Source organism: Eubacterium sulci ATCC 35585 (assembly GCA_001189495.1).
Lineage (GTDB): Bacteria > Bacillota > Clostridia > Peptostreptococcales > Anaerovoracaceae > Eubacterium_B > Eubacterium_B sulci.
In genome coordinates this window covers 213,987-230,124 of record CP012068.1, presented here as the reverse complement: position 1 = coordinate 230,124, position 16,138 = coordinate 213,987, and the positions used below count along the sequence as shown (strand labels likewise).

Sequence of the window (16,138 nt, the reverse complement as noted above, 5' to 3'; positions counted from 1 at the left end):
CAAATCCCCCCACCTACTCATCAAAACTAAGAACTTCATCCAAAGGAAGCTTAGGGACGTAGTAGTTTCTTTCTTCATCTATATAGTAGCTAAGTTCACCCGCCTTGCCTTCGACCAATGTGCTCGTATGAGCTGGTTTTCCAATCGCTATTGCAAGGCGCATTGTGATATCATCATCAAGCCCAAGCTCCTTTGCAAAAGCCTTGGCATTAATTGATGCGAGTATGCAGCTTCCGTAACCCTTTTCGGCACTAGCTATAGCTATAGTATCTGATGCAATTCCGGTATCTATATCCTTTATCATCGATGGGCTTCCTGCATAGTAAATCACTATAAAAGCTGTCGGCATCTCATCTTCTTTTGGCGTTCCTAGTTCGCTTGGCAAGGACGCAGCCCACTTTGCATTCTCGCAAAGCGTTCTGACTTTCTCCCTATTTGTTACAACAACAAAACGAAGCTCCTGAGCATTTCTGCCACAGCTTCTCTTTGCTGCCATAGAAACTATTTCGGCGAGTTCTTCTCTAGGAATTTCAACCTGTTTAAACCTTCTATATGTCCTGCACCTATCTAGCAATTCCTTGAGATTCATCTTTGATTCTCCAGAAAAATTCAGACCACCTACCTTTGTTATAGCAGTCTTCTCCGATGTCTTTCCAAAGTGTGCCTTGGCTGAAGCGACATAGTGCTCTGCCGCTTTTTGATTGCCGATTATCTCCTCTGGAGTTAGATCTCTTACTACCTTTGCTGGGCTTCCTACTATGAGCACACCCTCTGGAAATTTCTTGTTCTGGGGGATTAGGCTTCCTGCTGCCACTAGGGAATTCTTTCCTATATGACATCCATTCATCAAAATTGAGCCCATGCCTATCATGCAGTTATCCTCAATTACTGCACCATGAACTATAGCGCCATGGCCAATCGTCACATCATCACCTATATGCATAGGATATCCAGCATCAAGATGCAGAACTGCAGATTCCTGGACATTAACTCTCGAGCCCATTTTGAGCTCAGCTGAGTCTCCTCGAACCGTTGCGTTATACCAAATAGAGCAATCCTTGCCACATCTTACATTTCCGCTGACAACTGCGCCCTCGGCTATCATCAAATCCTCAAAACCGTTCATATATTCATCTCCTAGCATATTTATATTCTTTTAATAACCATTATATTATACCATCTCATCTGCTTAAAACAAAACTGACATACACATGATAACTACAATTAAATTAATATCTTATATTATAACTAGTGAAACTATTCCATCCTCTGGTTTTTAGTGATACAATCATATGACAATCAAAATATAAAATGATAGCAAAGGCCTCTTGGCACAAAGGAGATAAGATGCGTAAAAAGAATAGAATGAAACTAAAGAAAGCTGAGGAAATCCTCGCTAGAGAGAAACAGCGTCAGAGAAACGTATTTCTCAATATAGCTACAGCCTTAACTCTGACAACACTTGTTGGACTTTCAGTAATTGCCCTAGCGCCAGTTCGCAAGGACGAAGCAGTTAGCTCTGAGCTGGAGTCAGAAAGCAGATAGCTTATAAGTATGAAAAAATCAGATAAACTCGGCTACAGCATTGCTTCGACCGGAGATGCAATTGCCTATACATTTATAGGTACTTTTTTGATGTTCTTTCTTACCACCGTGGCAAAGATTGATCCAGCAAAGGCTGGCGTAATCAGCGCTGTCGGTGCTATTTGGAATGCCATCTTTAACCCATTTATGGGGTATTTTTCGGACAAAGTAAGAACTCGCTTTGGTAAGCGTAGACCTGTAATGCTCGCGTTTTCAATTCCGCTCGGCGTTTCACTCTTCTTGCTTTACACCGTTGTTCCACTACCCGAAACCCTAAAAGCAATCTACTACGGCCTGATTCTCATGCTTTTTTGGACATCATACACTGGCTTCTTTGTCCCTTATCTAGCACTTGGCGCAGAATATACAACAAACTACGACGATAGAATCGTGCTAAGGCTTTATGCATCATTCTTCAATATGATGGGAATCTTAATCTGCATGTTCTCGCCTACACTTTTGATAGACTTTCTAAAATCAAAGGGAATGGAAACCAGCCACGCATGGTCGCTAACTGCAGGCATGCTTGGACTGATTATAATGAGCGTAATATTTATAACGGTTCATCTATCAAAGAGTAAGGATCTTCCATGTTCTAAGGCAGATGCCCCAGCAAAGGATGACAGTAATGGAATCCTAGGTATATTCAAGGAATACATTGCCGTTGCAAAGCTAAAGCCTATGATATACCTGACAATTGCCAGCCTAACATCGCTTATCTGCTATGCGATTTTGATGTCTGACATGCTCTACTTTATGACATATAACCTAAGATTTTCACCTAAGCTTATTGCACTTTTACTTTTGTTCAGACCGCTGATTGCAGTAGCTTTCATCCCACTTGTGGGAAGAATCGCTATCAAAACAGACAAGCGTCTAGCGATAATTGCATTTTACTCTCTTGGTATCGCTTTGATGGTATTACTTCACTTCATCGGTATCGAAAGCAAGTTTACCATCGCTCTATATGTCCTAGCTTTGATGCTCTGCACATGTATCTACTGGCAGCTAATGCCTGCAATCTACTACGATGTGTGCGACTACGACCAGCTCCATAGCGGTAAATCAAGACAGGGAACTATAGTTTCCTTCCAGGGGTTAATTGAGGCAGTTGCTGTAGGCGCCGGCTCGCTGATACTCGGTACACTTCTTAAGGTATCTGGCTTTGATGGAAATGCAACTGTGCAAAATGCCGAGACTTTGGCACGAATAGAGAGCTCTACAACTATAATTCCTGTAATGTTTCTAGCTGTTGCGGCTATATCAATCTACCTTTATCCGATAACAAAGCGTGCACATGAGGAAATTTTGAGGGATTTAGCAAAAAAGGATAAATAAAATTAGTAAAACCAATAAATTTATATTAATTTATTGGTTTTATTTTACAATAAATGGATAATATGTTAGTATAAGGGGTACAATTAAATTACCTTTTTAATACTAATTAATGCTAAATTTTATATGGGGGATAGTTTTATGAATAAAGAAGAATTTGCAAAAGTATATCGCCATTCCCTTGCACATATCCTAGCTAAAGCTGTTATGGAGATTTATGGCAAGGAGAATGTTCAGATAGCCATCGGCCCAGAAATTGCCGACGGATTTTACTACGATTTCGTATTGCCTAAGAATGTGACAAATGACGACTTCCCTGCAATAGAGGAAAAGATGCGCGAGATTATCAAGCGCAGAGAAGATTGGGTATGTAAGGAGCTCTCTAAGAGCGAGGCTCTAGAGCTATTCAAGGACCAGATATTCAAGGTTGAACTGATCAACGAGCTACCTGAGGACGAGAGACTCACAGTTTACTACACAGGAGATGACTTTGTTGACCTATGTCGTGGACCGCACATTAGCAATTCTCAGGAATTGATGAACTGTGCATTTCAGATTAAATCAGCTTCTGGCTCATATTGGAGAGGCGACGAAAACCGTGAGCAGCTTCAGCGTATCTATGTTTACGCCTTCCTAAACAAGCAGGATCTAAAAGAGCATCTAAAGCTCGTTAAGGAAGCTATGGAGCGTGACCACAAGAAGATTGGCCCAGCACTAGATTTATTTATGTTCCAGCCAAGTGCACCTGGTATGCCTTACTGGCTACCAAGAGGATGGAAGCTCTTCAATGCACTTAAGGGATTCTGGTCTAGCATACACGAAGAGCATGGATATCAGGAGATTTCAGGTCCTGTTCTAAGCAGCAGTGAGCTCTGGGAAGTCAGCGGACACTGGGGTCATTACAAAGAGAATATGTTTGTAGTTCCTCCAGCAAACGATGGTGATAAGATTTATGCTCTTAAACCAATGAACTGCCCTAATGCTATACTTACATATAAGAGAAGTATTCACAGCTACAAGGACCTTCCAATTAGAATCAGCCAGACAGATACAATTCATCGTAAGGAGAAGTCCGGCGAGCTTAACGGTCTATTCCGTGTTCAGATGTTCCGTCAAGACGATGCACACACAATCCTAGCTGAGAATCAGGTAGCTGACGAAATCGCCGATATCATGAAGATAGCGGACGAGATTTACGGAACACTAGGTCTAAAGTACCGCGCAGAGCTTTCAACAAGACCTGATGACTATATGGGAGACATCGAGTCATGGAACAAGGCTGAGGCAGGTCTAAAGGCAATCCTTGATAATCAGTATGGAGAAGGCAACTACGAAGTTAATGAAGGCGATGGTGCTTTCTACGGTCCTAAGATTGACCTACAGATGACAGATGCTCTAGGTCGTGAATGGCAGATGGGTACAATCCAGCTTGACTTCCAGCTACCTTTGAACTTTGATCTTAAGTACACTGCAGCTGACGGAAGCCAGCAGCGCCCAGTTATGATTCACCGTGCAATCTTCGGTTCATTTGAGCGTTTCATCGGTATCCTAATCGAGAACTTCAAGGGTGCATTCCCATTCTGGCTCTCACCTGTTCAGGTAGGCATAGTTCCTATCCGTCCTGAGCACAATGAGTATGCTGAGAAAGTTGCTAAGCTTCTTCGTAAGAACCGCATCAGATTTGAGGTTGACTACGAGAACCGCAACATGAAGGAAAAGATTAAGGCTTATAAGAACTGCAAAGCTCCATATATCATCGTACTCGGTGATAAGGAAGCTAGCGAAAACACTGTTTCTGTAAATGTTCGCGGAAGCAACAAGCAGATCCAGAATGTTCCACTAGAGAAATTCATCGATATGTGTAATGAGATGAATCTTGAGCACAACCTTGAGCTAATTGAGGAACTATAAGGGTTTAGATTGAATCGTTAATAGGCGATTCTTATAAATATTCAAATATAAACGATTAAAGGGACTAGATTAAATCTAGTCCCTTTGTTATTTCGGCGCTCTAAAATATTGGGTTGGGGTTGGTACTCTCTAAATTATCGGGTTGGTAAAAACAGACCGTTTTTTCTTTGAGGTTGGTGGACTCTAAAATATCGGGTTGGTAAAAAAAATAACCCTTCGCATATAATGTATTTAAGCACAATACTCTAATTACGAAGGGAGGAACTCTATGATTCCTAATACTGATTTTATCACAACTTTTCTCAATATCAGAGATTCTGATCTGGAATATTTCTTTGTTTCTACAGAAAATGGTAAAACTTACTACAATGTTCAGCTTAAAAGGAAGCTTTTTTCCTGTCCATATTGCCGTTGTGAAACTATCGGATATGGACACAGAATGAAAACAATCTATCACCCTGTTTTGAGAGATACTAACGGATATATCAAATATAATGCCAATCGATATCTCTGTAAAGGCTGTGGCAAGATTTCCATGGAACCTAATCCTTTTGCATTCTCTGAATTCAATTCATCATACTTGCTTCTTGATGAAGTTATGAAGAAATTAAAGAACCTTGGCTACACTCTAGAAATGATTTCCGAAGAACTGAATATTTCAACCACACAGATAAACAATTATCTTGATTCATATGTTGTTGTCCCTAATCTTCCTCTTCCTGAATCCGTTGGCATTGATGAACTTCATAGTCCTTCTCTTTCAAGGAAGAATGCTAGCTATTTATGTGTAATTGTAGACAACGAAAAGCGTTGCCTATACGATATTCTGGATTCCAGAAGTAAAGATTATCTATCAAATTTTTTCGTGAGTAAAACAAGAGAAGAAAGGCATAATGTAAAATATGTAACTATTGATATGTGGGAACCTTACCGTGATGTTGCAAAGTCATTTTTACCAAATGCAATAGTGGCAGTTGACCCTTTTCATGTAATTGAACACCTGTGCAGAGACTTTGAAAATCTTAGAATTAGCCTTATGAAACAATGTCCTTACGATTCAAATGGCTATTATCTTTTAAAGAAATGGAACTGGCTATTAAATAAGGACGGCATAGATTTAGATAACGCTAAAGCATATAATCACAGATTCCAAACCACCTTAAATCGAAGAGATTTGTTAATGATGATCAAAGATACTTTCCCAATCCTTGGCGAAGCATATGAATTAAAAGAGTATTACAGAAGGCTAAACAAAACAGCAACCTATGAGGAGGCAGTTGAAAAATATGATGATGTTGTAAGGCTTTTTAATAACTCCGGAATTCCTCAATATGATGAATTTGCATCCATATTAGTAAAATGGAAAACTGAAATACTTAATTCTTTCAGAAGACCATATGAAAACAGAAAACTTTCCAATGCTTATTCTGAGAATATCAACGGAAAACTCCGAACATACATAACTGTATCCAGAGGGCTTGGCAACTTTAAACGGTTTAGATGTAGAACTCTATTCGCTTTAAATCCAAAAATATACTTTGCAATATCGGACAACCTTAAAACAAACAAGAGGATTGGACGAAAGAGAGGTCCATACAATAAAGAGTAGCAATATAAAAGGACATTTTCCACATGAATTTCATGCGAAAAATGTCCTTTTTATTCATAGTCACCAACCCGATAGTTTAGAGATGGATTTTTCTAACCAACCCGATAATTTATACTATCGTTATTTCTCATATTTACTTACTAATCCTTGCCTCTATGTACTGTTCTGCAGCCTTTTCCATAGCTAGACATATCTCTAGTGCATCCTGAAGGTCCTTGCCACAAGCAATCATACCGTGGTTTGATATTATGCATCCAGAGCGGTCGCCGAGTGCCTTTACGACATTCTTGGTCAGCTTTCGGCTTCCAGCATAGGCATAGTCACTGATGTAGATTAGCTCTCCTGTAATCTTTGCTAGTTTTTCATCCAAAACCTGCAGTGGCTTTCTCGCCGCCGCAAAGATTGAGCAGTATCTGGAATGCGTATGAATTATTGCTCCAATGTCGCTTCTACTCTCATAGATTCCTGCATGTAATCCCTTCTCTGTTGTTGGAACATTTCCGTCTCCACATGTCAAAGTTTTAATTGCGACCTTTACCATATCGCTACCATCTATCATCTTATAATCTAGGCCTGATGGAGTTACAAGCATGTAGTTTGCGGAAAGTCTCACAGATATATTTCCCCAAGTGCCCTGAACTAGTCCAAGTTCAAGAAGCTTGCGTCCGTATTCAGCCATGGAGCGTCTGGATTGCCATTCATCATTTTTTCTCATCTGCAATCCTCCTCTCTGCCCTAGAGTACTTGTTCAAATACTTTCTTCTGTTTGTATTCACAGTAAAAAAGCCAAGTTCCTTTGCACCACCTATTACCGAAGCTTTGAGGACTATTTCTGCCGATTTTTCTAGTACAGTCATGGCAACAACAGCCTCATATGGATTTCTGCCAATGGTTATTGCATAAGCATGCGATAGCTCTCCTTGTGGATCTACAAGTACTGCTGAATCCTTCCTGAGAGAACTTGCAATTTTATGTGCATCTCTATCTAGTATTGGAGCCCTGTGACCAACAATCTGTGCGAAGTCATCGAGCACTGCTGTTACTTGCGTACCTGCTTTGATGCACGCCTTACAGTATTTAGGTGCGCTAAGCATAAGAGCCTCATAATTTTTGAGGCTCATTAGTATTTCAGCTTCTGTCATATACTCGTCTGTAACTTCGGAAAAATCTTCAGTTCCTAGCTTGTAAAGTTCGGTTCCTGCTTTTGATATAAGGCATTTGCCGTCCAGCTTAACGAGTAATCTGTCTTCTACTTGTAAATTGTATTCAAGCTCTCTTATCTTTTTGATATAGTTTGAAAGCTCTTCTGGTTTCATCAACTAATCCTTTCCCCTTAAACTAGCCCAAACACTCTACCTGCTGAATGATGTCATCCATCTTGTCCATCATCTTATTCTCGTCAATCTTGCCATCGTGCAGGTAAGTATGATTTAGAACTGCGTAAAAACCACCAGTTAAAAATGTTAACTTGGTCTCGTCTCCACCGATTCTGTCTAATATCATCTGCTCTATTTCTAAAATTGGATTGCAGCCGCCCGGTTCGACTATTGATGCTGAAATTACCCTGATAATCAGCGCCGGGAAGACAGCTGCATCTTTAATCAGCTGCTCGAAGACATGTCTTACATCTGGACGATTGTCTTCCCTTTTCTCTTTTCTTTCGCAGTATTCCCTTACTGCGTTAACCTCATCCTCGCAAAGTGCGTCTAGCACACCTTTAACACTCCCAAAGTAGTTGAAAACCGTTGTCCTGGAAACATTCGCAGCATCTGCAATGTCCTGCATTGTGACATGCTCAATTCCATGAGTTTCTAGTAATGCTTTAGAATTCTGCATTATTAGTCTTCGGGTCTTTCCTCTCTTGCCATAAAATACACTCATTCTTTTTCTCCCCACTTAGGTACTATATTATGTTTTTATATGCAGTCTAACGTATAGTTAAACTTACCACCTTTTTATATTAGCTCATCTCCAATCAAATATCAACGTAAAATATGCATATCTCAATAAATTTCACATTTCTATTCCGCGCTCTTACGTCTTCTTCCTCTTCGCTTTTCTAGCTTGCGAGCTTTACGCCTCTCTGAAATCCATTTTCCGATACCCACACCCTTATGGATATATCTGAATAGGCCTTCTGTAGCGATCAAAAATACTACGAGAAGCATAGCAGCTTCTGTTGTAATGCTGTTGATACCAAAGAGCTTAGGCATAAACATAACGCTGTAAGCCATACCCGCTATCAAAATCGCCATCATTCCAATGTGAAGTCTATTTATCGGCTGAGCCACCTTACCTAAGTATAGGAAGCCAACTAGCGCAACAAGCATAGTGCTTGAAGTCGAAATACACTCTGCTGTGATGTTGAACACCTGCCCAAATACAACCAGAGAACTTACGCTTATGAACATCGTAATACCCGCCGGCAGGGCCATCTTGAACACATTTGATAGGAATCTTCCTTTGATTCTATCAAAATTTGGCTCTAGCGAAAGGATAAACGACGGAACGCCAATCGTGAACATGCTTATCAAAGTAATCTGCGAAGGCTTTAGTGGATACTTAAGCACATTGATCACCGAGAACACCGCAAGAAGCAGTGAGAAAATATTCTTTGTTAAGTAAAGTGATGCTGCCTTTTGGATGTTATTTACAACTCTTCTACCCTCGGAAACTACAGAAGGCATCTTAGAGAAATCTGAATCCATCAAAACGAGCATAGACGCATTTGACGCCGCCTCGCTTCCGGAAGCCATGGCTACCGAGCAGTCTGCATCTCTTAAGGCGAGGACGTCGTTTACACCGTCACCCGTCATACCTACAGTCTTGCCCTGTTTCTTAAGCGCCTTGACAAATGCAAGTTTCTGCTCAGGCGTAACTCTACCAAATACCGTAAATCTCTCAACAGCCTCATAAATTGACTGCTCATCCGTTAAATCTCTAGCATCTACATAGTGGTCTCCACCTATGATTCCAGCTTCCATGGCTACGTGTGATACTGTCTCAGGGTTGTCTCCCGAAATAACTTTGATCTCTACGCCATTTGCTGCGAAGTACTCAAAGGTTTCCTTCGCCGATTCTCTTACTGGATTATCTAGGAACACAAGTCCAAGAAGTCTCGCAGCTGCCTCAAGCCTTCCGCCATTAGGAACCTCGTTAGTCTGTGCAATTGCAAGGACTCTATATCCCTTATTGCTTATATTACTTATATAGTCTTCGTACCTTTCAAAGTCACTTCTCAGTATAAACTCAGGTGCGCCTATTACAAAGTTGCCCTCAACAAAGCAGGTTGCACTGTACTTATATTTAGATGAAAATCCGCAAACCGATGTAGCTTCTCTTCCACTCAGCTTAGTAAAGTGCTCTTGAAGCGCGGCCATGGTCGAGTTATCCTTGCTTTGATATCTCACAATGTCGCCTACTAGAGTCTCTAAGGCATCATCGCTAATACTTTCATCCATCTTTACAAAGCCTTCAACCTTCATATCTGGGCCTGTTATAGTACCAGTTTTGTCAACGCAAAGCACGTCTACACGTGCTAGAGCTTCTATGCACTTCATGTTCTGGACAAGAACATCCTTCTTTGCTAGCCTCAAAGCCGAAACAACCATAGCTATGCTCGCCGTCATGTATAGGCCTTCTGGAATCATTCCGAGAATAGCTGCAACCATTGAAGTTATACTGCTTCTAAAGGTTCCATCGAGTATGTACCACTCCTGAAATACGAGCGTAAGTCCCATTGGTATAATTAAAATTCCGATGACCTTAACCAGCTTGTCGAGCGACTTTATCATCTCGGACTCTTCCTGCTTATCCTTGGTTGCTTCCTTTGTTAGCTTTGATATATACGAGCTAGCTCCGACCGCAGTAAGAACTGCCATGCACTCTCCAGAAACTACATAGCTTCCCGAAAGCAATGCATCGCCCTGAGATTTTCCAATCTCGTCGGCTTCACCCGTCAAAAGAGACTCATTTACCTGAATCGAGCCATCTATAACCTCTGCATCTGCTGGAATCTGGTTTCCAGAGCGCAAAATAATCACATCATCGATGACTAGTTTTTCTGTAGCGACCTCTGTTCTCTTGCCATCTCTCAAGACCTCAACCTTTGGCATCTTGAGGATTTTCAGGCTGTCGAGGGTGCGCTTTGATCTAATCTCCTGCAGTATTCCTATTGCCGTATTCGCAAAGACTATGAGCATAAATGTCAAATCCTTAAGCGAACCTGCGATAACGAGTAGAAGTGCGAGCACCGTAAAGATAAGGTTGAAGTAGGTGAAGACATTGTCCTTCACTATCTGCTTCACCGTTCTCGTCGAGGAGCTTACCTTTACATTCACCTTTCCGGCCTGTTCTCTATCTTTTACTTCTTGCTTTGTTAATCCCTGCATACTTTTCCTTTTCTAAACGAACTATATTATATCCATTGACGCTTTGAGTTCTTTCTCGATTTCCTCGAGATCACTGCCTTTCTTTGATGCATCGTCTGGACTATTTCTGTAGTTTTCCATCATGCTTGCAAATATATCTGCTGTTGAAGGCGGCGTGTAGCTTATCGTGTTTGCACCAGCTTCAATTGTCTCAGCTATGGATTCCTCCGTAGGACCACCCGTTGCGATAATTGGAATCGTTGGGAATTTCTTTCGGATTTCGCGAACCACCTGAGGCGTCTTTGCCGCAGCAGAAACATTCAAAATCGATGCACCTGCATCTAGTCTTGCCTGAATATCCGTATCACTGTTTAGTACGGTTACAATGATTGGAATATCAATAGTCTTCTTTATCATCATGATAGTATCATTCTGAGTTGGGGCATTTACGACTACACCAAAAGCTCCATGTGCCTCAGCGTCTCTTGCTATCAAAACAGAACGAAGTCCCGTTGTGGTTCCTCCACCAACACCTGCAAATACAGGAATAGACGACGCATTTACTATGGTCTGCGAAATAATCTGCTGTGGCGTAAAAGGATACACCGCTAGCACCGCATCGGCATTGCAGTTTCTGATTATGGCAAGGTCCGTTGTAAATATAACTGACTTTATTCTTCGGCCGAGCACAACTATGCCCTTTGCCTTCCAAATGTTTTCTGGAATCTGTAAGCTGTGTGATCTTAAGGTTCCATTTAGGCGTGGAATGTCTTTTTTGTTCATCATATCACTCCAATCTTAGTTTTATATAACGCACGACACGCGTGCCTTTGATTCTGGTTTCGCACTTTTCACCATCCATCAAAGATTGTCCTTAGTCAAAACAGCAAAACTATGCTATAATGCGATAAGAAATGCAATATTTGGAGGTGTAAAATGTCATATAAATTCAAAACTCATGGAACATGCGCTTCATTTATCGACGTTGAGATGGACGGCGACAAGATCAAAGAGGTCAATTTCACCGGCGGTTGCAACGGTAACCTCAAAGCAATCTCAAACCTTGTAAAGGGAATGACCCTCGAAGAGGTGAGAGAAAGACTTCAGGGAATTACCTGCGGTTTCAAAGACACCTCTTGTGCCGACCAGCTTGTTCACGCACTCGAAGAAGCTGCCAAAAACGGAAAATAATAGATTTCTATTGATGCTTTTCCGTAATATCTGTCTCAGCTGAATCCTGCGATTCAGCTTCATCAGCTTTGATTTCACCTTCCGGCGTTCCCTCGAATACCGGGAGATTTATTTTTACCGTAAATAGAGTTCCCTCATCTTTATATGAAAATCTTCCGCCCATATTACGGCAAATTCTCTCACAAGTCTTGAGTCCAATTTTGTTACTCTCTACATCGCGCGAATCTGGACGCGATCTATTTATGATTCTGATTATAATCTCCGAAAGCTCCTGCACTGCACTTATTCGCACGTGGTAAGTCTTATCGGCGTACTTTAATATATTTGATGAAACATTATCAAAGAGCCTCTTAAGACCTGAAACATCGGCCTTTATATCAATCTCAGGAACTGAGTACTCAAAGTCAATCTGATATCCGTAGTTTATAAGCTCAGCTGCATGCTCAGATATAAGCTGCTGCAAAAGGATACCGGCATTGTAGACCTCAAGCTCCTTCTCCTTGTGGCTTCCAAATACAAGGAAATATTGGAATAGCTTATCAGACAAATCCTTTAGCTGGAAAGCTTTCTCTCTGCTCGAAACAATGTACTTAAGCATTTCCTCTTCAGAATTATACTTATGACTCTCAATAATGTCCAAATAGCCTATTAACGATGTGAGCGGAGTCCTGATATCATGCGACATAGCGGTTATGAGCTGTGTGTTTGCATCCCAAGCAGCCTTCTCGCTCTGAAGTCTTTCAACTATAGAGTTACGCATGTTGTCGACATTGACCGCAAGCCTTCCAATCTCGTCATTTGACATAGGATTAATCTCTGCCTCAAGGTTTCCGTCGATAACCTCCTGAACTTCCTTTGATAGCCTAATCATCCTCTTCAGAACCCTACTGTTATATATCAAAAGACTTCCGAAAATAGCAAGACCACAGACGAATATCTTGACAAAAAGCATAATCTTGGAAAAATGCTCTTCCTTGTACACATCTATAAATACGTAATATTTTTTATCAGCGAATTTAACAATCCTATTCTTAAAGTTTGTCTTAAAATTCTCGTCTAAAGTTGTTGTTTGCTGTTTTATTTGATTGTTAGTCGTTAACTTCTTGTCGCTCTTGGTTTTATTGTCCGTCGTTGGCGAGTATGACCAGCCTCCGTCGAATACCGTATTCGTATCATCAGAAACCGTGAGATAAGTGTAATCGTTTTTCTTTACCCATTTCTGAAGCTTTTCGGTGTCGGTCCCCTTGACATTATTATTCGCTATATACTCCTCAAGCCCGCTGTATGCCTTGCCGACATTCTTTTCGATTGCAGCATCGCTCTTGTAGAATTTCTCAATCAGTATATTCTCTAGCCAATCTGAGACTCCATAAAGCGAGATGGCAAGCACAATGGTTGCGAGTACGACAATGGTGAGCATAAGGTTAAGCGAAATAAACTTCTTCTTACTCAACCTTGTACCCCTTTCCCCAGATGGTCTTTATAAGCTTAGGGTGGTTAGCATCATCCTCGAGCTTCTTTCGCAGGTTAAGCACGTGAACCATTACCGTATTCCCATCAGATGGACGATACTCACCGTTCCAAACGCCCTCATAAAGGTCCTTATTGCCGACGATTTCACCACGGTGTTCAACAAAGTATCTCATTATCGCATATTCCTTATCTGTCAAAGAGATACGCTTTCCTTCTTTGATGACACAACGCTTCTTAGAATCGAGCCTAATGCTCTCGTTCAGCGCCGTAACGCCCGAAGCCTGAGATACCACTCTCTGATACTCCGTATATCTTCTCAGAAGGGATTTTACCTTCATCAAAAGCTCTGCCTGAGAAAAAGGCTTAACTAGGTAGTCATCACCGCCCTCTGAATAGGCATCTATCTTATCCTTCTCCTGCGATTTTGCCGTCAAAAACATGATAGGCACGTTTGATCTTCGGCGAATCATCTCGCAGGTTTCAACGCCTGTAAGACCAGGCATCATTATGTCAAGAATTACGAGATTTATCTCCTTGTCAGCATATACCATCTCAACAGCATCGCCACCATTACCCGCTTGAAGAACATTGTATCCCTCACTTCCAAGCAAAATGGAGACTACCTCTCTAATATCTTGATCATCATCAACAACCAAAATCTTATTCTGTGCCATTTTTAATCCCTTTCCTTGTTTTCCTCTGCCGCCTTATCTATATACATAAAAATGAATATAGCACCTATGATGGTGAGCGCAGATGATGCGCAAAGAAGAACCTTTGCTGAAAAAATATCCAATATAAAGCCGCCCATCAAGCTAGTTACAACGCCTGCCGTAGTTGTCATAGTCGTAAACAGCATGTGCCCCTTTATTTCCTCGCCTTTTCTCATATTCTCATCGATATACTTGACCATTGCAGGTAAAAATACCGCTAGTGAACAAAGCTGAGTTAACTGGACTATGAGAAGCATGGTTACATTCGGTGAAAGCGTGCATCCGACAAGCCATATACAGAACACAACTGCTGAAAACTTCAGAAGCGTACTGCACTGTATTCTCTTGCTATATTTATCAAAGGTCATCATCGCAGGAACCTCGAGAAAAGCTAGAACCGATAGAACTAGCCCTACTTCACCATTGTTTCCTCCAACTGCCCTTACAATCTGAGCCATAAAAGTGTTTACAGTCGCATTTCCAACATAAAGACCTAAAACACCTAGATTCACCATGAAGAACATCCTGTGATCTTTGAGGAACGCCCTTAGGTTTATCTTCTCTGCAGGAACCTCATGCTCCACATTTTTTTCCCCTGCCATCAAAGTGTTTTGTCTATGTGCCCTATATGAGAACCAAACGACTATTAAAAGCACTAAAGTCGTTAGAATTCCGGCCTTTGGAATAATGTCAACAGTATATGAATCAACCATATATCCCAAGGCAACAACGACAATGCTGTAAACCAAGGAACCTATGCTCCTGCAAAATCCGAAATAAATCTTATTTCCGCCATCCTCGAGCACGCGGTTAAGTCCATTGCAAAAAGGCTGCATAACTGACTGAAGCATGAAAGCTGCTACATAAAAAGTTCCAAGTACAAGATGATTCTTAGCTACAAGAATTATATTTGTAAACAAAACAAGTGCTATGCACATGCTCGCCATAACGCTAAATATCGCAGTTCTTCTAGATCTATCCACATAGTCAGCAAGATATGGCTGTATTATTACCGCAAGTATATTCGCCAGCGCTATGATAATTCCAATCTGCGAATTTGAAAAGCCTCTTGCCAGCAAAAACACCGACGAAAAGCTCGAAATAACACCGTAGTAAACCCAGTATGCACCGTGTACCGACGAGTAAAGGAAGTTCAGTTTCTTTTCCATCCCTAACCTTCCAATCCTTCTATTAGGCACACTAGACTCTCGCCCTCGCTAACATATAGGTCCGCAAGTTCCTTTATTTCCTTTTGGTTAGCGATACTCACCTCATCAAAGATACCAACTGTCTTCATTCCAAGCGCAGCTGCTGTTTTGAGCGAGTAGAGCCCATCCTCAAAAACTATGGTCTCCTCTGGGGCCCTAGCCATAAAATCCATGGCCTGAAGGAACAAATCCGGCTCTGCCTTTGATTTTCCGACCTCTGTCGAGGTGTAAATTCTATCAAAATAGGAAGAAAGTCCCGTGCGCTCAAGGCCTACCTCGATGCATTCCCTATCAGTCGAAGTTCCGATAACCATAGGAATCTCACGCGTCTTAAAATACTCTAAAAGCTCCCTAGCGCCTTCCTTAAGTTCAACCTCATTCTGATAAAACTCTCTAATTATCGCATCCATCCCTTCAACAGCTTCCTCTGCCGTTACCGTAAGATTGTATTCATCTATTATGTACTCGGCCGCCTCAGAAATCGTCATAGCAAAAAGCTTTTCGGCTATGTTTTCATCTGCATCTACACCGAGTGATTTTATGTATTTATACGGCACCAAATTCCACTGTCCCATCGAGTCGAGAAGCGTGCCGTCGGCATCAAATATTGCTGCCTTTATCTTCATATTTTCCCTCTCGTGCACTGTAAATTTTTGTATAATTATCCTATATAACTTTACCACGATATCCCTTTGATGTCCATTTATATGGTAGAAATATCTCAATTGGGGTATTAATAAAATG

General features: G+C 41.3%; 13 protein-coding genes and 3 pseudogenes. 5 read left to right on the top strand and 11 right to left on the bottom strand.

From position 1 onward, the window contains the following. Positions 1–13: 13 nt before the first annotated feature. Together ADJ67_01055 and ADJ67_01050 are read right to left on the bottom strand one after the other, a co-directional pair. Entirely contained in the window at positions 14–589 is a 576-nt protein-coding gene (locus ADJ67_01055; protein AKT47614.1) for a hypothetical protein, read from the bottom strand. 75 nt (positions 590–664) lie between these two features. Further along, positions 665–1,144, bottom strand: a pseudogene (locus ADJ67_01050) (hypothetical protein). A gap of 203 nt (positions 1,145–1,347) precedes the next feature. Here ADJ67_01050 and ADJ67_01045 point away from each other — a divergent pair. From ADJ67_01045 to ADJ67_01030, 4 genes are all read left to right on the top strand, one after another. After that, entirely contained in the window at positions 1,348–1,545 is a 198-nt protein-coding gene (locus ADJ67_01045) for a hypothetical protein (protein AKT46427.1), read from the top strand. Positions 1,546–1,554: 9 nt separating this feature from the next. Continuing rightward, positions 1,555–2,922 carry a hypothetical protein gene (locus tag ADJ67_01040; protein AKT46426.1) on the top strand — a complete coding sequence of 456 codons (1,368 nt, stop codon included), beginning with the start codon at positions 1,555–1,557 and terminating at the stop codon, positions 2,920–2,922. 138 nt (positions 2,923–3,060) lie between these two features. After that, entirely contained in the window at positions 3,061–4,830 is a 1,770-nt protein-coding gene (locus ADJ67_01035) for a threonyl-tRNA synthetase (GenBank protein ID AKT46425.1), read from the top strand. A gap of 268 nt (positions 4,831–5,098) precedes the next feature. Then, entirely contained in the window at positions 5,099–6,439 is a 1,341-nt protein-coding gene (locus ADJ67_01030; protein AKT46424.1) for a hypothetical protein, read from the top strand. A gap of 139 nt (positions 6,440–6,578) precedes the next feature. Here ADJ67_01030 and ADJ67_01025 read toward each other — a convergent pair. The 5 genes and pseudogenes from ADJ67_01025 to ADJ67_01005 all read right to left on the bottom strand — a co-directional run bounded on the left by ADJ67_01025 (position 6,579) and on the right by ADJ67_01005 (position 11,595). Further along, positions 6,579–7,154: pseudogene (locus ADJ67_01025) on the bottom strand (hypothetical protein). Continuing rightward, positions 7,141–7,755 carry a hypothetical protein gene (locus tag ADJ67_01020; protein ID AKT46423.1) on the bottom strand — a complete coding sequence of 205 codons (615 nt, stop codon included), beginning with the start codon at positions 7,753–7,755 and terminating at the stop codon, positions 7,141–7,143. The pseudogene ADJ67_01025 and the gene ADJ67_01020 overlap by 14 nt, the downstream one beginning before the upstream one ends. Positions 7,756–8,095: 340 nt before the next feature. Next, positions 8,096–8,320, bottom strand: a pseudogene (locus ADJ67_01015) (hypothetical protein). 140 nt (positions 8,321–8,460) lie between these two features. Beyond that, positions 8,461–10,830: an ATPase P gene (locus tag ADJ67_01010; GenBank protein ID AKT46422.1), complete on the bottom strand. Its 2,370-nt coding sequence runs from the start codon at positions 10,828–10,830 to the stop codon at positions 8,461–8,463. A 21-nt stretch (positions 10,831–10,851) separates the two neighbouring features. Next, positions 10,852–11,595, bottom strand: coding sequence for a hydrolase (locus ADJ67_01005; GenBank protein AKT46421.1), 744 nt, complete (start codon positions 11,593–11,595; stop codon positions 10,852–10,854). 150 nt (positions 11,596–11,745) lie between these two features. On the opposite strand from ADJ67_01005, the gene ADJ67_01000 reads away from it, so the two are divergent. Beyond that, positions 11,746–12,000, top strand: coding sequence for a hypothetical protein (locus ADJ67_01000; protein AKT46420.1), 255 nt, complete (start codon positions 11,746–11,748; stop codon positions 11,998–12,000). Between the two features lie 7 nt (positions 12,001–12,007). On the opposite strand, the gene ADJ67_00995 is transcribed toward ADJ67_01000, so the two are convergent. Genes ADJ67_00995 through ADJ67_00980 form a run of 4 tightly spaced genes read right to left on the bottom strand, consistent with a single transcriptional unit; the run spans position 12,008 to position 16,020 of the window. Next, complete coding sequence (locus ADJ67_00995; GenBank protein ID AKT46419.1) at positions 12,008–13,453, bottom strand: hypothetical protein; 1,446 nt, start codon at positions 13,451–13,453, stop codon at positions 12,008–12,010. Next, a complete protein-coding gene (locus tag ADJ67_00990; GenBank protein ID AKT46418.1) occupies positions 13,446–14,147 on the bottom strand; it encodes a PhoB family transcriptional regulator in 702 nt (233 codons plus the stop codon). Before ADJ67_00990 ends, ADJ67_00995 begins: the two co-directional genes overlap by 8 nt. 2 nt (positions 14,148–14,149) lie before the next feature. Beyond that, complete coding sequence (locus ADJ67_00985) at positions 14,150–15,355, bottom strand: hypothetical protein (GenBank protein AKT46417.1); 1,206 nt, start codon at positions 15,353–15,355, stop codon at positions 14,150–14,152. A 2-nt stretch (positions 15,356–15,357) separates the two neighbouring features. After that, the gene (locus ADJ67_00980; GenBank protein ID AKT46416.1) at positions 15,358–16,020 is read right to left on the bottom strand and encodes a hypothetical protein; all 663 of its coding nucleotides are present in this window, start codon (positions 16,018–16,020) and stop codon (positions 15,358–15,360) included. Positions 16,021–16,138: the final 118 nt, after the last annotated feature.